General features: G+C 59.2%; 20 protein-coding genes. 13 read left to right on the plus strand and 7 right to left on the minus strand.

The genetic code is table 11. The annotated features are described in order from the left end of the window. Window positions 1-7: 7 nt before the first annotated feature. Window positions 8-928, plus strand: coding sequence for an ornithine carbamoyltransferase (argF, locus tag OQ460_RS19325; protein ID WP_410022058.1), 921 nt, complete (start codon window positions 8-10; stop codon window positions 926-928). Beyond that, window positions 925-2,025, plus strand: a complete 1,101-nt coding sequence (locus OQ460_RS19330) for an ABC transporter ATP-binding protein (protein WP_410018969.1) — start codon at window positions 925-927, stop codon at window positions 2,023-2,025. Before argF ends, OQ460_RS19330 begins: the two co-directional genes overlap by 4 nt. A gap of 52 nt (window positions 2,026-2,077) precedes the next feature. Here OQ460_RS19330 and ybaK read toward each other — a convergent pair whose 3' ends face one another. After that, window positions 2,078-2,548: a Cys-tRNA(Pro) deacylase gene (gene ybaK, locus OQ460_RS19335; protein ID WP_410018970.1), complete on the minus strand. Its 471-nt coding sequence runs from the start codon at window positions 2,546-2,548 to the stop codon at window positions 2,078-2,080. A gap of 371 nt (window positions 2,549-2,919) precedes the next feature. On the opposite strand from ybaK, the gene OQ460_RS19340 reads away from it, so the two are divergent. The 11 genes from OQ460_RS19340 to OQ460_RS19390 all read left to right on the plus strand — a co-directional run bounded on the left by OQ460_RS19340 (window position 2,920) and on the right by OQ460_RS19390 (window position 15,359). Then, the gene (locus tag OQ460_RS19340; protein WP_410018971.1) at window positions 2,920-3,774 is read left to right on the plus strand and encodes an MIP/aquaporin family protein; all 855 of its coding nucleotides are present in this window, start codon (window positions 2,920-2,922) and stop codon (window positions 3,772-3,774) included. Between the two features lie 78 nt (window positions 3,775-3,852). Then, on the plus strand, window positions 3,853-5,358 hold the full coding sequence (gene glpK / locus OQ460_RS19345; RefSeq protein ID WP_410018972.1) for a glycerol kinase GlpK: 1,506 nt from the start codon (window positions 3,853-3,855) through the stop codon (window positions 5,356-5,358). Between the two features lie 84 nt (window positions 5,359-5,442). After that, on the plus strand, window positions 5,443-6,198 hold the full coding sequence (locus tag OQ460_RS19350; protein ID WP_076965199.1) for a DeoR/GlpR family transcriptional regulator: 756 nt from the start codon (window positions 5,443-5,445) through the stop codon (window positions 6,196-6,198). 287 nt (window positions 6,199-6,485) lie between these two features. Then, window positions 6,486-8,024, plus strand: a complete 1,539-nt coding sequence (gene glpD, locus OQ460_RS19355) for a glycerol-3-phosphate dehydrogenase (protein WP_410018973.1) — start codon at window positions 6,486-6,488, stop codon at window positions 8,022-8,024. 329 nt (window positions 8,025-8,353) lie between these two features. Then, window positions 8,354-9,286 carry a glutamate/aspartate ABC transporter substrate-binding protein gene (locus tag OQ460_RS19360; protein ID WP_410018974.1) on the plus strand — a complete coding sequence of 311 codons (933 nt, stop codon included), beginning with the start codon at window positions 8,354-8,356 and terminating at the stop codon, window positions 9,284-9,286. 191 nt (window positions 9,287-9,477) lie between these two features. After that, complete coding sequence (locus OQ460_RS19365; RefSeq protein ID WP_410018975.1) at window positions 9,478-10,224, plus strand: amino acid ABC transporter permease; 747 nt, start codon at window positions 9,478-9,480, stop codon at window positions 10,222-10,224. After that, window positions 10,224-10,895, plus strand: a complete 672-nt coding sequence (locus OQ460_RS19370) for an amino acid ABC transporter permease (protein WP_410018976.1) — start codon at window positions 10,224-10,226, stop codon at window positions 10,893-10,895. Before OQ460_RS19365 ends, OQ460_RS19370 begins: the two co-directional genes overlap by 1 nt. After that, complete coding sequence (locus OQ460_RS19375; protein WP_410018977.1) at window positions 10,892-11,626, plus strand: amino acid ABC transporter ATP-binding protein; 735 nt, start codon at window positions 10,892-10,894, stop codon at window positions 11,624-11,626. Before OQ460_RS19370 ends, OQ460_RS19375 begins: the two co-directional genes overlap by 4 nt. A gap of 145 nt (window positions 11,627-11,771) precedes the next feature. Beyond that, window positions 11,772-13,673, plus strand: coding sequence for a sensor histidine kinase (locus OQ460_RS19380; protein WP_410018978.1), 1,902 nt, complete (start codon window positions 11,772-11,774; stop codon window positions 13,671-13,673). Beyond that, window positions 13,670-15,010: a sigma-54-dependent transcriptional regulator gene (locus tag OQ460_RS19385; RefSeq protein ID WP_410018979.1), complete on the plus strand. Its 1,341-nt coding sequence runs from the start codon at window positions 13,670-13,672 to the stop codon at window positions 15,008-15,010. Before OQ460_RS19380 ends, OQ460_RS19385 begins: the two co-directional genes overlap by 4 nt. 10 nt (window positions 15,011-15,020) lie before the next feature. Next, a complete protein-coding gene (locus OQ460_RS19390; RefSeq protein WP_410018980.1) occupies window positions 15,021-15,359 on the plus strand; it encodes a GlpM family protein in 339 nt (112 codons plus the stop codon). A gap of 27 nt (window positions 15,360-15,386) precedes the next feature. Here the strand turns inward: OQ460_RS19390 and OQ460_RS19395 are convergent, their stop codons facing one another. The 6 genes from OQ460_RS19395 to OQ460_RS19420 are packed head-to-tail and all read right to left on the minus strand — an operon-like array spanning window position 15,387 to window position 22,665. Continuing rightward, window positions 15,387-16,784, minus strand: coding sequence for a sigma-54-dependent transcriptional regulator (locus tag OQ460_RS19395; RefSeq protein WP_410018981.1), 1,398 nt, complete (start codon window positions 16,782-16,784; stop codon window positions 15,387-15,389). Then, window positions 16,774-18,540, minus strand: a complete 1,767-nt coding sequence (locus OQ460_RS19400) for a sensor histidine kinase (protein WP_410018982.1) — start codon at window positions 18,538-18,540, stop codon at window positions 16,774-16,776. The genes OQ460_RS19395 and OQ460_RS19400 overlap by 11 nt, the downstream gene beginning before the upstream one ends. Continuing rightward, entirely contained in the window at window positions 18,540-19,664 is a 1,125-nt protein-coding gene (locus OQ460_RS19405; protein ID WP_410018983.1) for a GNAT family N-acetyltransferase, read from the minus strand. The genes OQ460_RS19400 and OQ460_RS19405 overlap by 1 nt, the downstream gene beginning before the upstream one ends. Window positions 19,665-19,707: 43 nt before the next feature. Further along, window positions 19,708-20,577 (minus strand): alpha/beta hydrolase, encoded by an 870-nt coding sequence (locus OQ460_RS19410; RefSeq protein WP_410018984.1) that lies wholly within the window; start codon window positions 20,575-20,577, stop codon window positions 19,708-19,710. After that, window positions 20,574-21,968 carry an aspartate aminotransferase family protein gene (locus OQ460_RS19415; protein WP_410018985.1) on the minus strand — a complete coding sequence of 465 codons (1,395 nt, stop codon included), beginning with the start codon at window positions 21,966-21,968 and terminating at the stop codon, window positions 20,574-20,576. Before OQ460_RS19415 ends, OQ460_RS19410 begins: the two co-directional genes overlap by 4 nt. Beyond that, window positions 21,961-22,665: an MtnX-like HAD-IB family phosphatase gene (locus OQ460_RS19420; protein WP_410018986.1), complete on the minus strand. Its 705-nt coding sequence runs from the start codon at window positions 22,663-22,665 to the stop codon at window positions 21,961-21,963. The genes OQ460_RS19415 and OQ460_RS19420 overlap by 8 nt, the downstream gene beginning before the upstream one ends. Window positions 22,666-22,792: the final 127 nt, after the last annotated feature.

Raw genomic sequence — 22,792 nt, forward strand, 5'->3', positions numbered from 1 at the left:
GTTAATGATGAGCGCAAGGCACTTTCTCTCGCTGATGGATTGCACACCAGAAGAGCTGGTCAGCGTGATCCGTCGAGGCATTGAGCTTAAGGACCTGCGTAATCGCGGCGTACTGTTCGAGCCTCTGAAAAACCGCGTGCTCGGGATGATTTTCGAGAAATCGTCCACCCGCACCCGCCTATCCTTCGAAGCGGGCATGATCCAGCTCGGCGGCCAGGCCATCTTTCTGTCGCCCCGCGATACTCAACTTGGCCGTGGCGAGCCCATCAGCGATTGCGCGATTGTCATGTCGCGCATGCTCGACGCCGTGATGATCCGAACCTTCGCCCACAGTACCCTCATTGAGTTTGCCGCCAACTCCCGGGTACCGGTGATCAATGGCCTGTCCGATGACCTGCATCCCTGCCAGTTGCTGGCCGATATGCAGACGTTCCTCGAACATCGCGGCTCGATCCAGGGCAAAACCGTGGCCTGGATCGGCGATGGCAACAACATGTGCAACAGCTATATAGAAGCAGCCATCCAGTTCGACTTCCACCTGCGAATTGCCTGCCCTGAAGGCTACGAGCCCAGCACCGAGTTCCTGGCCAAGGCAGACGGTCGCGTGCAGGTCCTTCGTGACCCACGTGACGCAGTGGTCGGCGCCCACTTGGTAAGTACCGACGTCTGGACCTCCATGGGCCAGGAAGACGAAACCGCCAAGCGCCTGGCCCTGTTCGCACCGTTCCAGGTCACCCGCGCCCTGCTCGACCTGGCCGCGCCAGACGTGCTGTTCATGCATTGCCTGCCTGCTCATCGTGGCGAAGAAATCAGCCTCGACTTGCTGGACGATCAACGTTCGGTTGCCTGGGATCAGGCGGAAAATCGTCTGCACGCGCAGAAGGCCCTGCTGGAATTCCTGGTGCCACCGGCGTACCACCACGCATGAGCCAGCCACTTCTGCTGAATCTGCGCAATCTGGCATGCGGTTATCAGGATCAACGGGTGGTGCAGAACCTCAACCTGCACCTCAACGCCGGTGATATCGGCTGTCTCCTGGGGTCCTCGGGGTGCGGCAAGACTACGACCCTGCGGGCGATCGCAGGGTTTGAACCGATACACGAAGGGGAAATCTCCCTCGCCGGTGAAATCATCTCCAGCGCAGGCTTTACCCTCGCTCCCGAGAAACGCCGAATCGGCATGGTGTTCCAGGACTACGCGCTGTTCCCGCACCTCAGCGTGGCCGACAACATCGCCTTCGGCATCCGCAAGCATCCGAAAAAAGCGCACGTCGTGGGAGAACTGCTGGAACTGGTCAACCTGAAGAACCTGGGCAAGCGCTTCCCCCATGAGCTGTCCGGCGGCCAGCAACAACGTGTGGCCCTGGCCCGCGCATTGGCACCGGAACCACAATTGCTGTTGCTCGACGAACCCTTCTCCAACCTCGACGGCGAACTGCGGCGCAAGCTCAGCCATGAAGTGCGGGACATCCTCAAGGCGCGGGGCACTAGTGCGATTCTGGTGACTCACGACCAGGAAGAAGCCTTCGCAGTGAGTGACCACGTAGGGGTTTTCAAGGAAGGCCGCCTGGAGCAATGGGATACGCCCTACAACCTGTACCACGAACCGCTTACACCCTACGTCGCCAGCTTTATTGGCCAGGGTTACTTCATCCGTGGCCAGTTGAATACACCGGAATCAGTCAATACCGAATTGGGCGAGCTACGCGGAAACCGGGCCTACACTTGGCCGACCGGCAGTGCGGTAGATGTATTGCTGCGCCCGGACGATATCGTGTATGCCCCGGACAGTGCCTTGAAAGCCCGGATCGTCGGCAAGACATTCCTCGGCGCGTCGACCCTGTATCGCTTGCAGTTGCCTACGGGCGCCCAGTTGGAATCGATCTTCCCCAGCCATGCGGACCACCAGGTTGATGCCGAGGTAGGCATTCGCGTGGCGGCCGAGCATTTGGTGTTGTTCCAGGCGTCAGGGAGCACTGCAGCACATATTGCACAACTGGACTCCGGCATCCGGCGTTACAGCTGACGCAAACGTCATGCACAGGCGTCGCGAGACGCTGGCTCCTGCACTGCGTTTTTTACCCCCGACCGATCGGAGCAAATGCGCCCTGGGTATGCTCGGCCAACACCGCTGGCGCCAACTCCACTTCCAACCCTCGGCGCCCCGCACTGACAAAAATGGTCGCCAGGGGCTGTGCCGTCGCATCTATAAACGTGCGCAGCCGCTTCTTCTGCCCCAGCGGGCTGATGCCGCCCAACAGATAGCCGGTTGATCGCTGTGCGGCCGCCGGATCTGCCATCTCGACTTTTTTGACCCCTGCCGCTTGCGCCAGCGCCTTCAGATCCAGACTTCCGACGACCGGCACCACAGCAACAAGCAATTCGCCTTTCTCACTGCTGGCCAGCAAAGTCTTGAAAACCTGCGTCGGATCGAGACTCAACTTTTCTGCGGCCTCCAGGCCATAGGACGCTGCCTTGGGGTCATGTTCGTAACTATGAATGCGATGTTCGGCGCGAACTTTTTTCAACAAGTCCAATGCGGGGGTCATGAGGGCTCCAGGCTTGAGGTAAACGCAAAAGAACGACCCGCCGATTCTAGGCCAAGCCGAGGCAAAACGCTCTAGTACCAGCCGCTGCGCGCTGAATCCCCATAGAGCTTCAACCTGACTTGCGCTGACTCCCGCCCCGACTTGTCGCGATCATTCACAAGACCAATAGTTGTAAAATGACTAACCGTTCACTTTCGACCTTTGACAGCAGCGTTTCTTGTCTATATTTTTTCGTTTCCGAATACCGCTGAAATTATCATGCGGCATCCGAGCAGTAAGCCGCGACAAGGATGGGGATCCTCGCCGCGGTGAAAATCGCGAACTGCCCGTTGAGGCCAATCGCCAGACAAGAAAAAAAACTGAGGTTTTCAATGACAGCTGCTCTTCAACAACCTTCACTCTCAAGCCAATGCATGGCCGAGTTCCTCGGCACCGCGCTACTGATCTTCTTTGGCACTGGCTGTGTCGCTGCGCTCAAGGTCGCAGGCGCCAGCTTCGGCTTGTGGGAAATCAGCGTTATCTGGGGGATCGGCGTCAGCATGGCGATCTATTTGAGCGCCGGCATTTCCGGCGCCCATCTCAACCCGGCGGTCAGTATCGCCCTGTGCATATTTGCCGATTTCGACAAGCGCAAATTGCCGTTCTATATCATCGCCCAGATTGCCGGCGCGTTCTGCTCAGCGGCATTGGTCTACACCCTGTACAGCAACCTGTTTTTCGATTACGAACAAACCCACCAGATGATTCGAGGCTCGCAAGCCAGCCTGGAATTGGCGTCGGTTTTCTCCACCTATCCCCATGCGCTATTGACCACAGCCCAGGCATTTTTGGTGGAAATGGTCATCACCGCGATCCTGATGGGCGTCATCATGGCCTTGACCGACGACAACAACGGCCTGCCCCGTGGCCCGCTGGCACCGTTGCTGATTGGCTTGCTGATCGCCGTGATCGGCAGCGCCATGGGCCCGTTGACCGGGTTTGCGATGAACCCGGCCCGCGATTTCGGCCCCAAGCTGATGACCTTTTTTGCCGGTTGGGGTGAAATGGCTTTTACCGGCGGGCGCGATATCCCTTATTTCCTGATTCCGATCTTTGCACCCATTGTCGGTGCCTGCCTCGGAGCTGCGGCTTATCGCGGGCTGATTGCCCGCCATCTGCCGAGCGCCTCACCTGCTACAACTGATGCAACTGAATCCGCCACCAGCGGCAGTACCCGAACTTCTTGAACAGACAAGCCTGGGCCCTGCTGCCTATTACTACCCAGGCTACGTATCCATTCCTTTCTTCCGTCCAAGGCAATCGACATGACCGACTCACAGAATAAGAACTACATCATTGCCCTCGATCAGGGTACGACCAGCTCCCGCGCGATCATCTTCGACCGCGACGCCAACGTGGTCTGCACCGCCCAGCGCGAATTCGTCCAGCATTACCCGCAAGCCGGCTGGGTCGAACATGACCCGATGGAGATCTTTGCCACCCAGAGCGCCGTGATGGTCGAGGCCCTGGCGCAAGCCGGCCTGCACCATGACCAGGTCGCCGCCATTGGTATCACCAACCAGCGTGAAACTACCGTGGTCTGGGACAAAGTCACCGGTCGCCCCATCTATAACGCGATCGTCTGGCAATGCCGGCGCAGCACCGAAATCTGCCAGCAGCTCAAGCGCGACGGCCACGAGCAATACATCAGCGACACCACGGGCCTTGTGACTGACCCGTACTTCTCGGGCACCAAGCTCAAGTGGATCCTCGATAACGTCGAAGGTAGCCGCGAACGCGCGCGCAACGGCGAATTGCTGTTCGGCACCATCGATAGCTGGCTGATCTGGAAATTTACCGGTGGCAAGACCCACGTCACTGACTTCACCAACGCCTCGCGCACCATGCTCTTCAACATCCACACCCTGGAGTGGGACGCGAAGATGCTGGATATCCTGAATATCCCGCGGGAAATGTTGCCGCAAGTGAAGTCGTCCTCGCAAATCTACGGCCGTACCAAAAGCGGCATTGCCATTGGCGGTATTGCTGGTGACCAGCAAGCAGCGCTGTTCGGCCAGATGTGCGTGGAGCCGGGCCAGGCAAAAAACACCTACGGCACTGGCTGCTTCCTGCTGATGAATACCGGCGACAAGGCGGTCAAGTCCCAGCACGGTATGCTCACTACCATCGCCTGCGGCCCCCGTGGCGAAGTGGCCTATGCCCTGGAAGGTGCGGTATTCAACGGCGGCTCCACCGTGCAATGGTTGCGCGACGAGCTGAAGATCATCAACGATGCCCACGACACCGAGTACTTTGCCAGCAAGGTCAAGGACAGCAACGGTGTCTATCTGGTCCCGGCCTTCACCGGCCTGGGCGCTCCGTACTGGGACCCGTACGCCCGTGGCGCACTGTTCGGCCTGACCCGTGGCGTACGCGTGGATCACATTATTCGCGCAGCCCTTGAGTCGATTGCCTATCAGACCCGTGACGTTCTCGACGCCATGCAACAAGACTCCGGCGAACGCCTGAAGTCCTTGCGCGTGGATGGCGGCGCCGTGGCCAACAACTTTTTGATGCAGTTCCAGGCCGATATCCTCGGCACCCAGGTAGAGCGTCCGCAAATGCGTGAAACCACAGCACTGGGCGCAGCGTACCTGGCCGGCTTGGCGTGCGGCTTCTGGGGCAGCCTGGACGAGTTGCGTGGCAAGGCAGTGATCGAACGCCAATTCGAACCACAACTGGACGAGCCCGCGAAAGAAAAACTCTACGCTGGCTGGAAAAAAGCGGTCAGCCGCACCCGCGACTGGGAGCCCCACGAAGGCGCCGAATAAGCCTGGCGCGGTTGTAACTGGCAGGGAGCAGATTCCTGCGTCATCATGGGCCACTTTTTTGTACGGCAGCCCAAAGGACGCCCCATGAATCTGCCTCCCCGTCAGCAGCAAATCCTCGAACTGGTCCGCGAGCGCGGCTATGTCAGCATCGAGGAAATGGCGCAGTTGTTCGTCGTGACCCCGCAAACCATCCGCCGCGATATCAATCAACTGGCTGAAGCCAACCTGTTGCGCCGCTATCACGGCGGCGCCGCCTATGACTCAAGTGTCGAAAACACCGAGTACGCCATGCGTGCCGATCAGATGCGCGACGAAAAACAGCGCATCGGCGAAGCCATTGCAGCACAGATCCCCGATCATGCCTCGCTGTTCATCAACATCGGTACTACCACCGAATCGATCGCACGGGCGCTGCTCAATCACAGCCACCTGAAGATCATCACCAACAACCTCAACGTCGCCATGATGCTCAGCGCCAAAGACGACTTCGATGTGCTGCTGACCGGCGGCAACGTGCGTCGTGACGGTGGTGTCGTGGGCCAGGCGAGTGTAGATTTCATCAACCAGTTCAAGGTCGACTTCGCCTTGGTGGGCATCAGCGGCATCGATGAAGACGGTAGCTTGCTGGATTTCGATTATCAGGAAGTGCGGGTCTCCCAGGCGATCATCGCCAATGCGCGCAAGGTGATCCTGGCAGCAGACTCCAGCAAATTCGGGCGCAACGCCATGATTCGCCTGGGACCTATCAGCCTGATCGATTGTTTAGTCACCGATCAGCAGCCAGTGCCGGCGCTGGTGCAGCTACTTAATCAGAACAAGATTCGCCTGGAAGTCGTGTAACCCTCTGGCATCTCTGGCGCCTATACCGCCGCCATCCGCGGGCAAGCCCGCTCCCACATTGGAATGCGATCAACTGTGGGAGCGGGCTTGCCCGCAATGACGATCTATGGGGCAACGACTCTTGAGCCAGCAAACGGCTCATGTTCACAAATTTTCCTTTTCCCTCCCTTCGATCAGTATTTTCAATCGAAGTCGACTGGCTGTGCTCGCATTTATGCGCTACCATTTTCGCAAATGAACATTAATGTTCGAATTCCAATACGATAAGAAGATCGCGAGGCCAGCCGATGACCCTTTCTACCTTGCCTGCCCAACCGCTTGCCGAAGTCTATGACGTCGCCGTTATTGGTGGCGGGATCAATGGCGTAGGCATCGCGGCAGACGCGGCCGGTCGCGGTCTGTCGGTATTCCTTTGCGAAAAGGACGACTTGGCCAGCCACACCTCGTCGGCCAGCAGCAAACTGATCCATGGTGGCCTGCGCTACCTCGAGCATTACGAGTTTCGCCTGGTGCGTGAAGCCCTGGCTGAACGGGAAGTACTGCTGGCCAAGGCGCCACACATCGTCAAGCAAATGCGTTTTGTCCTGCCCCACCGTCCACACCTGCGTCCAGCCTGGATGATCCGCGCCGGCCTGTTCCTGTATGACAACCTCGGCAAGCGGGAACAACTCCAGGGCTCCAAGAGCCTCAAGTTCGGTCCGGACAGCCCGCTGAAAAGTGAAATCACCAAAGGCTTCGAATATTCCGATTGCTGGGTCGATGACGCCCGCCTGGTCGTGCTCAACGCCATGGCCGCCCGGGAAAAAGGTGCGCATGTTCATACCCAGACCCGCTGCGTCAGCGCCCGTCGCAGCAAGGGCTTGTGGCACCTGCACCTGGAACGCGCCGACGGCAGCCTGTTTTCGATCCGCGCCAAGGCATTGGTAAATGCGGCCGGCCCCTGGGTCGCCAAGTTCATCAAGGATGATCTGAAGCTGGAATCGCCCTACGGCATCCGCCTGATCCAGGGCAGCCACCTGATCGTGCCGAAACTGTATGAAGGCGCCCACGCGCACATCCTGCAGAACGAAGACCAGCGCATCGTCTTCACCATTCCGTACCTGAACCACCTGACCATCATCGGCACCACTGACCGCGAGTACACCGGCGATCCGGCGAACGTGGCGATTACCGAAGGCGAAACCGACTACATGCTCAATGTGGTCAACGCCCACTTCAAGAAACAGCTGAGCCGCGACGATATCGTCCACACCTATTCCGGCGTTCGCCCACTGTGCAATGACGAGTCCGACAACCCGTCAGCTGTGACCCGCGACTACACCCTCGCGCTGTCCGGCACTGCCGATGAAGCTCCCCTGCTCTCGGTGTTCGGCGGCAAACTGACCACGTATCGCAAACTCGCGGAGTCGGCGCTGGCGCAACTCGCCCCGTATTTCAAGGACATCAAGCCAAGCTGGACCGCCAAGGCGACCTTGCCGGGCGGCGAAGACATGACCACGCCGCAGGCGTTGGCCGAAGCCATTGGCAGCCAGTTCGACTGGATCCCCAACGAGATTGTCCGTCGCTGGTCCACCACCTACGGCAGCCGTACCTGGCGCCTGCTCGAAGGCGTGCAAACGCAGGCCGATTTGGGTGAGCATCTGGGCGGCGGCCTCTACACACGGGAAGTCGACTACCTGTGCGCCGAAGAATGGGCCCGGCATCCGCAAGATATCCTCTGGCGCCGTAGCAAGCTCGGGCTGTTCACCACACCGGCGGAACAGGAAAACGTGCAACGCTACCTGACGCAACTGGAGCAGGCCCGCAGCAAGATAGAAGCCGCCTGACTCATCAAGCCCCTGCTCCGAAAGGTCCAGGGGTTTTTTTTAAGCCATTACTCCCAATACGACCCCCTCCCTCAAGCAAAGCGGTCGGATTTCCGAACGCTCCACACCGTACGATTCGGCTTGCCGGATCCAGAACGTCATGCATTCTCGTCATATAAAGTTAATATTCATATAAATCATATAGTTAAGCTTTTGTTTCCAGCTTGGCACGACTCATGCTCTACACTCTGAGGCGATTGCCTGAGAGGCTTCATGAGCGTTCACAGGTATTCGCGCTACAAAAGGGCCGTCCAGGCTTCATAAAAAAAACAAATGTCGAGGAAGTATTGATGCGCATCGTTCCCCAAATTTTGGGCGCAGCTATCGCTGCAGCTCTGATTAGCACTCCAGTTTTCGCCGCCGAACTCACCGGCACACTGAAGAAAATCAAAGAGTCCGGCACCATCACTCTGGGCCACCGCGACGCCTCCATTCCGTTCTCTTACATCGCGGATGGTTCCGGCAAGCCAGTGGGCTACTCCCACGACATCCAACTGGCCATCGTCAAAGCCGTTGAGAAAGACCTCGGCATGAAGGAAGGCGAGCTGAAGGTCAAATACAACCTGGTCACCTCACAGACCCGTATCCCCCTGGTGCAGAACGGCACCGTGGACGTTGAATGTGGTTCCACCACCAACAACGTGGAGCGTCAGCAGCAAGTCGACTTCTCCGTCGGTATCTTCGAAATCGGTACTCGCCTGCTGTCCAAAAAGGACTCGACCTACAAGGACTTCGCTGACCTCAAGGGCAAAAACGTCGTCACCACCGCCGGCACCACGTCCGAGCGCATCCTCAAGTCCATGAACGCCGACAAGCAAATGGGTATGAACGTCATCTCCGCCAAAGACCACGGCGAGTCCTTCCAGATGCTGGAAAGCGGTCGCGCCGTTGCCTTCATGATGGACGACGCACTGCTGGCAGGTGAAATGGCCAAGGCCAAGAAGCCAACTGACTGGGCCGTGACCGGTACCCCACAATCCTTCGAAATCTACGGTTGCATGGTTCGCAAAGGCGATGCCCCGTTCAAGAAGGCCGTGGATGACGCCATTGTCGCCACCTATAAGTCTGGCGAAATCAACAACATCTACACCAAGTGGTTCAGCTCGCCGATCCCACCAAAAGGCCTGAATCTGATGTTCCCGATGAGCGACGAGCTCAAGGCCTTGATCGCCAATCCGACCGACAAAGCGGCTGACGACAAGACGGCCGAAAAAAAGTCCTGATTGCGAACTAACCTTACCGCTTGAGGGACCAACCCTCCCTCAAGCGTCTGTTACTACCTGCTGGCTTTATTTGGAACACTCGACCGGGCGGTTTTCGAGCCGATCGGGTGTGTCTGACGATCAACGTCAGACGGGAACGGACTTTCCCCAAGCGGGTGCTTGTACATCGATCGATTTCGGGGGAGACCCTAATGAATTACAACTGGGACTGGGGCGTGTTCTTCAAGTCCACTGGCGTGGGCAGCGAGACCTATCTCGACTGGTTCATCTCCGGTTTGGGCTGGACCATCGCCATCGCCATCGTGGCGTGGATCATCGCCTTGCTGCTGGGCTCGATGCTGGGTGTGATGCGCACGATGCCTAACCGCCTCGTAGCCGGCATCGCCACCTGCTATGTGGAACTGTTTCGTAACGTGCCACTGCTGGTACAGCTGTTCATCTGGTACTTCCTGGTACCCGACCTGCTGCCGCAAAACCTGCAGGACTGGTACAAACAAGACTTGAACCCGACCACCTCGGCCTACCTGAGCGTTGTCGTGTGCCTGGGCCTGTTCACCGCCGCTCGCGTATGTGAACAAGTGCGTACCGGTATCCAGGCGCTGCCCCGTGGCCAGGAAGCCGCCGCACGCGCCATGGGCTTCAGCCTGTCGCAGATCTACTGGAACGTGCTGCTGCCCCAGGCCTACCGGATCATCATTCCGCCGCTTACCTCGGAATTCCTCAACGTATTCAAGAACTCCTCCGTGGCGTCCTTGATCGGCCTGATGGAACTGCTGGCACAGACCAAGCAGACCGCCGAATTCTCGGCGAACCTGTTCGAGGCCTTCACCCTGGCCACGTTGATCTACTTCACCCTCAACATGAGCCTCATGCTGCTGATGCGCCTGGTCGAGAAGAAAGTCTCTGTGCCCGGCCTGATCTCCGTGGGGGGTAAATAATGGAATTCGATTTCAGCGGTATCATCCCGGCCATTCCAGGCTTGTGGAACGGCATGGTCATGACCTTGAAGCTGATGGTCATGGGCGTGGTCGGCGGCATTATCATCGGTACCATCCTGGCGCTGATGCGGCTGTCCTCCAACAAGCTGCTGTCCAGTGTGGCCGGCGCCTACGTGAACTACTTCCGCTCGATCCCGCTGCTGCTGGTGATCACCTGGTTCTACCTGGCGGTGCCGTTCGTGCTGCGCTGGATCACCGGTGAAGACACGCCGATCGGTGCGTTCACCTCCTGCGTCGTGGCCTTCATGATGTTCGAAGCCGCGTACTTCTGCGAAATCGTCCGGGCAGGCGTGCAGTCGATCCCCAAGGGCCAGATGGCCGCGGCGCAAGCCATGGGCATGACCTACGGCCAGACCATGCGCCTGATCATCCTGCCCCAGGCGTTTCGCAAGATGACCCCGCTGCTGTTGCAGCAGAGCATCATCCTGTTCCAAGACACCTCGCTGGTGTACACCGTGGGTCTGGTGGACTTCCTCAACTCCGCCCGTGCTAACGGCGACATCATTGGCCGCTCCAATGAGTTCCTGATCTTTGCCGGTGTCGTCTACTTCATCATCAGCTTCGCCGCCTCGCTGCTGGTCAAGCGTCTGCAAAAAAGGTTTGCCGTATGATCTCTATCAAGAATATCAACAAGTGGTATGGCGACTTCCAGGTGCTGACCGATTGCAGCACCGAAGTTAAAAAAGGCGAAGTGATCGTGGTGTGCGGGCCATCCGGCTCGGGCAAATCCACCCTGATCAAGTGCGTCAACGCTCTGGAACCGTTCCAGAAAGGTGACGTCGTGGTCGATGGCACCTCGGTTGCCGACCCGAAGACCAACCTGCCGAAACTGCGCTCACGCGTGGGCATGGTGTTCCAGCACTTCGAACTGTTCCCGCACATGACCATCACCGAAAACCTGACGGTTGCGCAGATCAAGGTGTTGGGCCGCAGCAAGGCAGAAGCCGAGAAGAAAGGCCTGCAACTGCTAGAGCGTGTGGGTCTGTCGGCGCACAAGGACAAGCACCCGGGCCAACTGTCCGGCGGCCAGCAACAGCGCGTGGCGATTGCCCGTGCTCTGGCCATGGACCCGATCGTCATGCTGTTCGACGAACCGACCTCGGCCCTGGACCCGGAAATGGTCAACGAAGTACTGGACGTGATGGTGCAACTGGCCCAGGAAGGTATGACCATGATGTGCGTGACCCACGAAATGGGCTTCGCCCGTAAAGTGGCCGACCGCGTGATCTTCATGGATGCCGGCAAGATCATCGAAGACTGCCCTAAAGAAGAGTTCTTCGGTGATATCAGCGCCCGCTCCGAACGCGCGCAGCACTTCCTCGAGAAAATCCTGCAGCACTAAGCCCTGCTGTAAAAGCCGGACCAATGTGGGAGCGGGCTTGCTCGCGATAGCGATGGGTCAGTCACATAAATACTGAATGACACACCGCTATCGCGAGCAACCCCGCTTCCACACCGGACCTGCTAGCTGACCCAAGGCATCTGTGATGAAATGCGACCCCACTCTCTATCGCGCCGCACCGCCATCACTTGCCGTGAAGCCTCGTCTGATCCGCCAATTATTCCTGCCGCCCCTGATCATCCTGCTGATGATCGGTCTGGGCTTTATTGGTTTCTGGACCAGCGAGTATTACGGAATACGTGCCCTGAGCGAGAACGGCGAGCGACAACTGGAACTGCACGCGCGCACCGTCGAGAGTGAGATCAGCAAATACACCTACCTGCCCAGCCTGCTGGAGCTGGAATCCAGCGTCTCCAAACTGCTTGCCGCACCCGATGCGCAGCACCGGCAGACGGTCAATGACTACCTCGAAGGCCTGAACCGGCGCAGTCGCAGTCGGGCTATTTATGTGATGGACACCACCGGCCGTGTCCTGGCCACCAGCAACTGGCGCGACGTCGACAGCTACCTGGGCGAAGACCTGTCCTTTCGCGCCTATTTCCAGAACGCCGTGCGCGGTCATCCCGGTCGCTTCTACGGCATCGGCAGCACCAACGGCGAACCGGGTTATTACCTCGCCCACGGCCTGGAAGAACACGGAAAAATCATCGGCGTGGCGGTGGTCAAGGTGCGCCTGGAAGCCCTGGAAGAACGCTGGCAGCGGGCGCGCCTGGAAGCTTTCGTCAGTGACGAGAACGGCATCATCATTCTCTCCAGCGACCCGGCCCGCCGACTCAAGGCCGTACTTGCCCTGAGTGACGACACCAAGGAACGCCTGGCCCGCAGCCTGCAATATTACTGGGCGACGCTCAGCGAACTGCAACCCTTGGCCCGGGAACGGCTGAACGAAGGCGCTGAAAAACTGACCTTCCCCGCCAACAGCGAAGTGGTGGCCGACGAGAGGGAGGTCAGCTATCTGGCCCAGACCCGTCCCCTGAGCGATACGCCATGGAACTTCACGCTGCTCACCCCGCTCAATGATCTGCGCCAGGCCGCCATCAACCAGGGCATCCTGGTTGCCGTGGCGTTTGCCTTGGTGGCCTTCTTGCTGATTGCCTGGAATGAACGACGTAAAGTCATCGCCACACGCCTGGCCGCCCGGGAAGCCTTGCAAGAAGCCAACAACCAACTGGAACGGCGGATTGCCGAACGCACCACCGATCTGCGGGCCAGCAACGAACGACTCAAGGCGCAAATCCGTGAACGCCGCCAGGCCGAAGAAACCCTGCGCCGCGCTCAAGACGAGCTGGTCCAGGCCGGAAAGCTGGCCGCTATCGGCCAGATGTCCACCAGCATCGCCCACGAACTCAACCAGCCGTTGGCTGCGCTGCGCACCTTGTCCGGCAATACCGTGCGCTTCCTGGAGCGCGGCGCCCTGGATACCGCCAGTGCCAATCTCAAGACCATCAATGAACTGATCGACCGCATGGGCCGTATCACCGCCAGCCTGCGCTCTTTCGCCAAACGTGGCGATGATCAGGGCGAGGCGAGCCTGGAAAAGGCAGTGGACGCGGCGCTGCAGATCCTCGCAGGTCGTCTCGATAACCTGCCACTGACCCTGCACCGCGCCTTTGCCCCTGCGCACCTGCAGATCGACCAGACCCGACTGGAGCAGATCCTGGTCAACCTGATCGGTAATGCACTGGATGCCATGCAGGCGCAACCGGCCCCCGAGCTGTCGCTGGAAGGCGACAGCTTCGATGGCAAATATCGCCTGCGGGTACGCGACAACGGTCATGGGATTGATCCCGAGACGCGCAAGCATTTGTTCGAACCCTTTTTCACCACCAAGCCCGGCGAGCAGGGACTGGGCCTCGGCCTGACCCTGTCGGCCAGCCTCGCGGCAGCCACCGGCGGCAACCTCGCTGTCGAACACCCGGCCGATGGTGGTACAGCCTTTGTCTTGAGCCTGCCGCTGACAGGCCTCCCACCCGGCGAATCGACATGAACACCGAACCCAAAACCGACCTGACCGTCCTGATCGTCGAAGACGACCCCCATGTATTGCTCGGCTGTCAGCAGGCCCTGGCTCTGGAAGATATCCCGAGCGTTGGCGTGGGCAGCGCCGAAGAGGCGCTCAAGCAGGTCAGCGAGAACTTTGCCGGCATCGTCATCAGCGACATCCGCCTGCCCGGCATGGACGGCCTGGATTTGCTGACCCGGCTCAAGGCGCTGGACAAAAGCCTGCCGGTGGTACTGATCACCGGCCATGGCGACATTTCCATGGCCGTGGGTGCGATGCGCAACGGCGCTTATGACTTCATGGAGAAACCCTTTTCCCCTGAGCGCCTGGTCGACGTCGCCCGCCGAGCCTTGGAACAACGCGGGCTGGCTCGGGAAGTCTGGTCGCTGCGCCGACAACTGGCCGAGCGCGATTCCCTGGAAGGTCGGATTATCGGTCGCTCACCGGCCATGCAAAATCTACGGGAATTGATCGCCAACGTGGCCGATACCTCGGCCAACGTGCTGATCGAAGGCGAAACCGGCACCGGCAAGGAACTGGTCGCCCGTTGCCTGCATGACTTCAGTCGACGCCACGCTCATCAATTTGTCGCCCTGAACTGCGGCGGCCTGCCGGAAAACCTCTTCGAAAGCGAGATTTTTGGCCACGAAGCCAACGCATTCACTGGCGCAGGCAAGCGGCGTATCGGCAAGATCGAACATGCCCACGAAGGCACGCTGTTCCTCGATGAAGTGGAAAGCATGCCGATGAACCTGCAAATCAAACTGCTGCGTGTCTTGCAGGAACGTACCCTCGAACGGCTGGGTTCCAACCAGAGCGTCGCGGTGGATTGCCGGGTAATTGCCGCCACCAAGTCCGACCTCGACGAATTGAGCCGCGCCAGCCAGTTTCGTAGCGACCTGTACTACCGCCTGAACGTCGTGACCCTCGAACTGCCGCCCCTGCGCGAGCGTCGCGAAGATATCCTGCAACTGTTCGAACACTTCCTGCAGCAGTCGTCCTTGCGCTTTGACCGCACCGCGCCGGACCTCGATAACCAGACCCTGTCCAACCTGATGAGCCACGACTGGCCGGGCAACGTGCGTGAACTGCGCAACGTCGCCGAACGCTTCGCCCTGGGTCTGCCGGCCTTCAAGAGAAGCGGCGCCAGCAGCGGTAACAATGCTCTGGCCTTTACCGAGGCAGTGGAGGCTTTCGAACGCAACCTGCTCAGTGACGCCCTGCAACGCAGCGGTGGCAACCTGACCCAGGCCAGCCAGGAATTGGGAATGGCCAAGACCACCTTGTTTGACAAGGTCAAGAAGTACGGCCTGAGCCACTAAGGAGCGCAACGTGGATTTAGTCTTCAAGGCCGCGCTCGGCGCTGCAGTGGTGCTGATTTTGGCGATGCTGGCCAAGACCAGAAACTATTACATCGCGGGCCTTGTGCCGCTGTTTCCGACTTTTGCGCTGATCGCCCATTACATCGTAGGCAAGGGCCGCTCGGTGGAGGATCTGAAAACCACCATCGTGTTCGGGATGTGGTCGATCATTCCGTACTTTGTGTACCTGGCGACGTTGTATGTGATGGTGGATCGGATGCGCCTGGAGGCGTCGCTGGCCGTGGCGGCAGTGGCATGGTTGATGGCGGCGACAGTGTTGGTGAGTGTTTGGGTGCGAGTACATGCTTGAAATTGGGCGCGGCTTCAGGGGCGCCCCTCAGCGCACAATCTTATCCACCTGAATCCCCAACTTCTTCAACCGATACCAGAAACTGCGCTCCGATATCCCGATCCTTTGCGCTGCAGCCGCCTGCACGCCGTTGCTCTCCTGCAGCGCCGCCATGATGTAGGCTTTTTCCACCTCCGCCAGCGCCGCATCCAAGTCATGGGGTACACCCGGGCCATCGCTGAGGATCGCCGTCACATCGCGATCGGCAGGCGTTGAAGCAAACAGGTACGCCGGCAGATCAATGTCTTCAATCACCGAACTGGCCGCAACAATCGTCGCCCGTTCCACGCAATTCTGCAGCTCGCGAATATTTCCCGGCCAGGTATAGGCGGCCATGGCCTGCAAGGCTTCGGGGCTGAAACCGGTGATGCGTTTACCCGAATTGGCGCTCAAGGTCCGGGCAAAGTGCCGGGCCAGGGGTGCGATGTCTTCCACGCGCTCACGCAACGCCGGCAGCGGGATCGGGAACACGTTGAGACGGTAATAAAGGTCTTCGCGAAATTCCTTGTTGGCCACCGCTTCCAGCAGGTTCTTGTTGGTGGCAGCGATGACCCGTACGTCTACCTTACGCTCCCTGGGATCACCCACCGGCTCGATCACCCGCTCCTGCAAGGCACGCAGGATCTTGGCCTGCAACGCCAGGGGCATGTCGCCCACTTCATCGAGAAACAACGTGCCCTTGTCGGCCTGCATGAAGCGGCCTACCCGATCGGCCACAGCGCCGGTAAACGCGCCTTTGCGATGGCCAAACATTTCGCTTTCCAGCAACCCTTCCGGGATCGCCGCGCAATTGACCGCAACAAAAGGCTTATCGGCACGATTGCCGTGTTTGTGGATAGCGCGGGCGACCATTTCCTTGCCAGTGCCGCTTTCGCCGGTCAGCAGAATAGTTGCATTGCTTTCGCACACTGAATCCACCGACTGCAGGACGCGCCGGAAAGCCGGGCTGTCACCCACCAGACTGTCGATCTGCGCGTGCTCATCGAGCTCGGCGCGCAATCGCGCGTTGTCACGCACGATGTCGCGAAACTGCAAGGCCTTGGCTACAGTGATGTCGAGCTCATCGATATCGAAGGGTTTGGCAATGTAGTCGTAGGCGCCATTGCGCATCGATTGCACGGCGTTTTTCACCGTGCTGTAGGCCGTCATCACGATCACCGGCACCTGCGGGTAACGCACCTTGATTTCCGCCAGCAGTTGCGGGCCGTCCATGCCCGGCATGCGCCAGTCGCTGATCACCAGGTCGATGTCTTCCTGCTCCAGTACCTTGAGCGCGTGCAAACCATTGCCCGCAGTGAATACCTGGATACCGTTCTGGCTCAGGGCCGACGACAGCAGGTCGCAGAGTTTGGGCTCGTCGTCCACCACTAATACGTTATGCGTCATGACTGTCCTCATCTTCACCGTTCGCCGGAATGTACAGGCTGAAGGTAGCACCGGCATCTTTCTCGCTCAGACACTCGATACTGCCATCATGACTCTCCATGATCGAAAAGACTTTCGCCAGCCCAAGGCCCGTCCCCGAGGCCTTGGTGGTGACGAAGGGTGTGAAGATGCGTTCGAGCATATCCGTCGTGATGCCCTGGCCGGTGTCGGTGATGCTGATCACGGTATTGCCGTCCTGGCGGCTGATACCGAGCGTCAGTCGCCCCCCCTCGGGCATGGCGTCGATCGCGTTGAGTATCAGGTTCAGGCAGGCCTGCTTGATCTGTTTGGCATCGGCATACAGGGTCGCGCCGGGAGCCAGGTCTTCGATCTGCGCATCAATGCTGTGGTTGGACAATTCAGGTGCGCAAAAACCCAGGATCTCCTCCACCAGCGGCCGCGCCAGATGCACACTGCGCAACGGCGTACCGGGCTTGGCGAAGTCGAGAAAGTCGGTGATCAAGTCGTTGATCCGGCTGACTTCGCTGATCACGTATTCCAGGTGGCGTTTGTCGGTCTCGGGCAGATCGGCGCGCCGATGCAGCAATTGCGTGGCGGTTTTGATAATCCCCAAGGGGTTGCGGATTTCATGGGCCAGCCCCATCGCCACTTCGCCCAGGGCGTGCAGGCGGTCGCGTCGGCGCAACTGGGCTTCCAGGTGATGCAACTCGCCGAGGCGCTCGGTCATGTGGTTGAACGTGCTGCTCAGTTGCGCCAACTCATCGCCACCGCTGACAGCCACGCGGTGCTGATAGTTGCCGCTGATCACCGCACTGACGCCTTGGGACAAATCCCGCAGGGGCCGGGTCAAACGCCTGGACACCAGCACGCCGGCGCCCAGGGACAAGGCTGAACTGACCAGAAAGATCAGCACGAACAGGTTGCTCTGGTTCACCAGCCCCACCAGGCCTGCGTGACGCAACAGGCCGCTGAAGATAACCCCTTGCAGTTCGCCGGTGTCGTTGAAGATCGGCCAGTACAAGCCGCTGTAATTATCGGTGAACCGCTCACTGGGCTGCTTGGTGTTACGCAGCAGCGACTCAATCTCTTTCGGGATACGTGCCGGATGGTCCTCAAAGCGTTGGGTTGAGAATATTTCCGAGAAGCCATCGCTGTTGGCCAAGTACAACCGCAAATCGAGGGAATGCACCTCCGCGACGCTGGTCAGGAAGCTGCTGTCCAGATAGGTGCCTACCAACAGTTCGTAGTCGACCCCATCCTGGCTGGTCTCAAAACTCGAGATCACCACACCAGTGGGCGCCCCGCCGACCTGCAGGGTTTGCAACACGGCATTGGGCGCCAGACTGATTTGCTTCACTACCTCGTCGCCGACCGTGCTGAACATCACTTTGCGGTCGCTGCTGCGAATCAGCGTCACCACATCAATATCAGTGGCATTGGCAATGTCCGCGATCAAGCGGTCATGCCTGACCGCCTGCGGGTTGGCAGGCGGGCGCACATACCGCAGGATGATCTGCGCCACACGGGCGTTGTCGTGCAGGATATCGCTGACTTCGTCCTTGACGATGCGGGTCGACTCTTGCAGCCAGATACGCACGTTGCCGTCGAAAAGCTGCGACAGGGTAGTTGCCGCCAGTTCCGCGGCAATCATCGTCGGAATCACCGTCACCAGCCAGAACGCCAATACCAGCTTGCGCTGCAGGCTCCAACGCGAAATAGCAAACGGACGAGCTTTGGGACGGGTCTTGTTGATCATCAGGTTTCGCTTAGCGCAGCAGCCATGGCAGGGTCGGATCGGTCCGGACGTATAAACACTTTTACCACCTTGAGCACGAGGTTGAGCAACCGATTGCGGTGCCGAAAAAACAGCGTGTTGCCCTGGAACTCGCAGCCCAGGCGCAGCTTACTGGCATAACCGGCCTGCCCGCACTCATACATCGCAATATTGTGCTCAATGCAGTAGTCGACGTTGGTCAGCCAACTGCGAAAGTACAGGTTGTGTTCACGGCTGTGGGCCAGGTCATGGGCAAAGAACTTGTCGATCATCCGGTGCGGGTCCAGCAGGATCAGGTTGAATGCCACCAATTGCTCGTCCACCCAGTAAAGTACACACACCGCCCGCTGTTCAAGCTGCGTGAGGACCTCGGTGAAATAGCCTGCCGGCAGCCGTTCGAATTGCAGATCGGCACGGGCCAGGGTCGCTTCGTACAAACGCATGATGTCGGGCAACACATCATCGATATTGCGCCGCCACTCGACACGCGGCCCTGGCGCACGAAGTTTGCGTCGCAGATCCTTGCGGGTAGATTTACCCAGGGAACCAAGGTACTCACCCACCGAGCCGTAAGGCACGGGCAACAGCCCGGTGGGCAAGCTGGGCATGCTGTTCAGGCCGGCCGACTTGCAGCTATCGGCCCAGTCCTGATCCCGCGTCGGTGCGTCCTTGACCGCCAGCAAACCAATGCCGAACTCATCGGCATCCCGACGCGCGGCCTCAAGCAGGTGCGCCAACAAAGCCCCACGCCGAGACGCAGGAACATGACTGGCGATACCGGCATGGCACTGTTCGGCGACAGGCGACCCAATGGCGTACAGGCCCAGGTGCAAAGCCCCCGGCCATAATTGCTCCAGGCGTTGGGTTAAGCGTTTGCCGACACCCGAAACGGTGGTATCGAGGCGGTAATGAGTGATGAACGCTGGGGCGACGGCCATCAACTGCCCACCTTCAAACACCGCCAGGTAGCGCCACTGAAAATCATCGATGCCGGCGTTCTCCACGGCCACGTAGTAATCCCAATCTTCCAGGGCCGAGGGGAAACAGTCATTCCAGGCACCGCGCTCGATGGCTCGGACAGTTGAAAAAGCTTGGGTAGTCGTCACAGCATTTCCTTAGGCTCGATATCACCCTCTGCAGGAAGCTGCATCAGGCCAGGCAGTACGCAGGTTCATCGAGACGCTTTACACAGCTTGTGTGCTGCTCGATGAAATCGGCGCTCAGCTCAATGACCCGCCGGTATTGCAGGTCGACGGTGATCATGTGATAGCAGTTGTCCAGCAGCACCTTGGTCACCGGACCACCCAGGCGGCGTTCCACGTAATCCGCGTTCCAGCGGCTGGTGATGTCGTCTTCGATGGAGTGCAACACCAGCGCCGGGGTCTTGATCGACGGCATGTGCTTCTTGACCACCGCGTTCATCCAGTGCAACTCGCGCACCGTGACGCCCTCCATGGTCAACAGCCCGGCTTCGCTGCTCTGGCCCTCTTTCATCTGCCGCTCGACGATGGCCCGCAGGCGTTCGTTCTTGATGCCATAGGGTGGTTTCTCGGTGAAACGAAACAGACGTACACCAAACGGGATCCGGATCAGCAACGGCGTGATGAAGGCCATCTTGTTGATGCTCCAACCGTCGTACTTCAACGTGGTGGAGTACATCAACAAGCCGCTCACCTGGCCCGGAAACTGCGAAGCCAGGTACATCGACATCACCGCGCCCATCGACAACCCGCCGACAAACACCTGCTCATGACGTTGCTGCACACCGACAAATGTCTTGCGCACACCCTCGTACCAGTCGCGCCAGCCGGTGGCTTGCAGGTCGCTGTTATCGCCGCAGTGCCCGGCCAGGGTCGGCACGTACACAGTGCAATTGCCGACCTTGGCCAGCCCCTGGGCCACCCGACGCAGCTCCGTCGGGGTGCCGGTCAGGCCGTGAATCAAGAGGACCCCGACCGGACCGTTGCCGAGCACGAAGCCGGCGTCGCCTTCGCCGAGGTCGATATCGACGAGACTCACCGCTTCATCGCCCGGGTCAGCAGTTGCTCGAGCAACTTGAGGCCCAAATCGATTTCCGGATAGCTGATTTCCAGGGACGGCGCCAAGGTAATCACGTTTTTGTAGTAACCGCCCACGTCGAGGATCAGGCCCAGTTTCTGGCCGTCCACCACCATGTCGCCCTTCATGCCTTCTTCAACCATGTAATCGAGGGCTGCCTTGTCCGGCGTGAAGCCGTCCGGCCCGCAGATTTCGCAGCGCAGCGCCAGGCCCAGGCCGTCGACGTCGCCGATCATCGGGAAACGCTTCTGTAAGTCCTGCAGGCCTTCGAGGAAGTATTTGCCCTTGGCCATGACCATCGCGCCGTAGTCGACCTCGCTGGTCATCTTGAACATTTCCAGGCCTACCGCCGTACCCAGTGGGTTGGAGGCGAACGTAGAGTGAGTGGAGCCTGGCGGAAAGAGTTTCGGGTTGATCAACTCTTCCTTGGCCCAGATGCCGCCCAAGGGGTTGAGTCCGTTGGTCAGGGCTTTGCCGAACACGATCACATCCGGCTGCACATCAAAATGCTCGATGGACCACAACTTGCCGGTGCGCCAGAAACCCATCTGGATTTCATCGACCACCATCAGAATGCCGTGCTGGTCCAGCACCTGCTTCAGCTCGCTGTAGAAGTTCATCGGCGGGATCACGTAGCCGCCGGTACCCTGGATCGGCTCGACGTAAAACGCAGCGTATTCGCTCTGGCCGACTTTCGGGTCCCACACGCCGTTGTATTCAGTCTCGAACAACCGCGCGAATTGCTGCACGCAGTGGCTGCCGTATTCTTCCTTGGTCATGCCTTTGGGCCCACGGAAGTGGTAAGGAAACGGGATGAAATTGGCGCGCTCACCGAAGTGCCCATAGCGGCGGCGATAGCGATAGCTGGAGGTGATCGACGAGGCGCCGAGGGTACGCCCGTGGTAGCCGCCTTCGAAGGCGAACATCAGGCTCTTGCCGTTACAGGCATTACGCACCACTTTCAGCGAGTCCTCGATGGACTGCGAACCACCGACGTTGAAGTGCACGCGGCCGTCGAGGCCGAACTTCTTCTTGGCATCCACCGCGATCATTTCCGACAGCTCGATCTTGCCCTTGTGCAAGTATTGGCTGGCGATTTGCGGCAGAGTATCGATCTGCTGTTTCAATGCGTTGTTCAAGCGCGGGTTGGCGTATCCGAAGTTGACTGCCGAGTACCACATTTGCAGGTCGAGGTAGGCCTGGTCTTCGGTGTCCCACACGTAGGAACCTTCGCAGCGGCTGAAAATACGCGGTGGGTCGATGTAGTGGACGGTGTCGCCGTAGGAGCAGTACTTGGCTTCTTTGTCGAGAAGCACCTGGTCTTCGGCGGTAGCGATGCGGATATCAGACATGGTGAAAGAGTTCCTGAGTGTCGGAAGAGCTGTTGAAGTGGGTAGCGTTGGCGGCTTCGCCGTGGGGCAGACTGACCAGCAGTGCTGGCAGCTCGGCAAAGCTGTCGAAGCGTGCGTAAGGGATCTGGTTGCGTTCGCAGTACTCAGCCAGACGGCCCTTGGCGAACACAAAATCGGCGGTGGACGACACGCACATGTCGGACTGGCCATCGCCGATCACCAACACGCGCTGATGGCGTGGGGTGGACTTGCATTTGCAATTGCCGGAAGCGGCGCGACATGCATCGCTGGCATGCGGGAAATCGATGCGCCAGCTGTTCTGGTCAACCTGGCGCAGGCGGTTGGCGAGGATCGGCAACAAGGTCACGTAGTTGCGCGACAGAATCCGCGCGATACCTTGTTCAATACCGTCGCTGACCACTTCGATGGAAGCGCCCAGGCCGATGACATGATCAACGAAGTCGGGGAAGTCCGGATCGATCTCGACACTGTCGAAATATGCCAACAGCTCAGCCGGGGTTGCCTTGATCAAGGCCAGTTGGCGACTCAGGCACTCGCGGGAACCGATTTGAGCATCCAGCCATTGCTGTTCGATGGTTTCCCACTCTGCGCTGGCGAAGCGTTGGAGGATGTTGTCGATGACATCGGTGGCCGTGATGGTCCCGTCGAAGTCACACACGATATGCCAGTCATTCATCTGCGTTTACCTTGGAGATGAGCGCACATCTGCGCTGTTAGCAGAGGTAGAGCAGGGAGTGTGCCAACTTGCTGAAACCCAGCAGGACTGGGCTCTTGTGGCATATGCAGCAAAAAAGGCATCGACG

The organism is Pseudomonas imrae (assembly GCF_046352735.2).
Taxonomy (GTDB): Bacteria; Pseudomonadota; Gammaproteobacteria; order Pseudomonadales; family Pseudomonadaceae; genus Aquipseudomonas; species Aquipseudomonas imrae.

Coding starts and splice junctions, on each gene's coding strand:
- OQ460_RS19385 (WP_410018979.1), top strand. CDS start 13,670: ATGAACACCGAACCCAAAACCGACCTGACCGTCCTGATCGTCGAAGAC.
- OQ460_RS19350 (WP_076965199.1), top strand. CDS start 5,443: ATGAATCTGCCTCCCCGTCAGCAGCAAATCCTCGAACTGGTCCGCGAG.
- ybaK (WP_410018970.1), bottom strand. CDS start 2,548: ATGACCCCCGCATTGGACTTGTTGAAAAAAGTTCGCGCCGAACATCGC.
- OQ460_RS19330 (WP_410018969.1), top strand. CDS start 925: ATGAGCCAGCCACTTCTGCTGAATCTGCGCAATCTGGCATGCGGTTAT.
- OQ460_RS19380 (WP_410018978.1), top strand. CDS start 11,772: ATGAAATGCGACCCCACTCTCTATCGCGCCGCACCGCCATCACTTGCC.
- glpD (WP_410018973.1), top strand. CDS start 6,486: ATGACCCTTTCTACCTTGCCTGCCCAACCGCTTGCCGAAGTCTATGAC.
- OQ460_RS19360 (WP_410018974.1), top strand. CDS start 8,354: ATGCGCATCGTTCCCCAAATTTTGGGCGCAGCTATCGCTGCAGCTCTG.
- glpK (WP_410018972.1), top strand. CDS start 3,853: ATGACCGACTCACAGAATAAGAACTACATCATTGCCCTCGATCAGGGT.
- OQ460_RS19415 (WP_410018985.1), bottom strand. CDS start 21,968: ATGTCTGATATCCGCATCGCTACCGCCGAAGACCAGGTGCTTCTCGAC.
- argF (WP_410022058.1), top strand. CDS start 8: ATGAGCGCAAGGCACTTTCTCTCGCTGATGGATTGCACACCAGAAGAG.
- OQ460_RS19400 (WP_410018982.1), bottom strand. CDS start 18,540: ATGATCAACAAGACCCGTCCCAAAGCTCGTCCGTTTGCTATTTCGCGT.
- OQ460_RS19395 (WP_410018981.1), bottom strand. CDS start 16,784: ATGACGCATAACGTATTAGTGGTGGACGACGAGCCCAAACTCTGCGAC.
- OQ460_RS19370 (WP_410018976.1), top strand. CDS start 10,224: ATGGAATTCGATTTCAGCGGTATCATCCCGGCCATTCCAGGCTTGTGG.
- OQ460_RS19365 (WP_410018975.1), top strand. CDS start 9,478: ATGAATTACAACTGGGACTGGGGCGTGTTCTTCAAGTCCACTGGCGTG.
- OQ460_RS19340 (WP_410018971.1), top strand. CDS start 2,920: ATGACAGCTGCTCTTCAACAACCTTCACTCTCAAGCCAATGCATGGCC.
- OQ460_RS19375 (WP_410018977.1), top strand. CDS start 10,892: ATGATCTCTATCAAGAATATCAACAAGTGGTATGGCGACTTCCAGGTG.
- OQ460_RS19420 (WP_410018986.1), bottom strand. CDS start 22,665: ATGAATGACTGGCATATCGTGTGTGACTTCGACGGGACCATCACGGCC.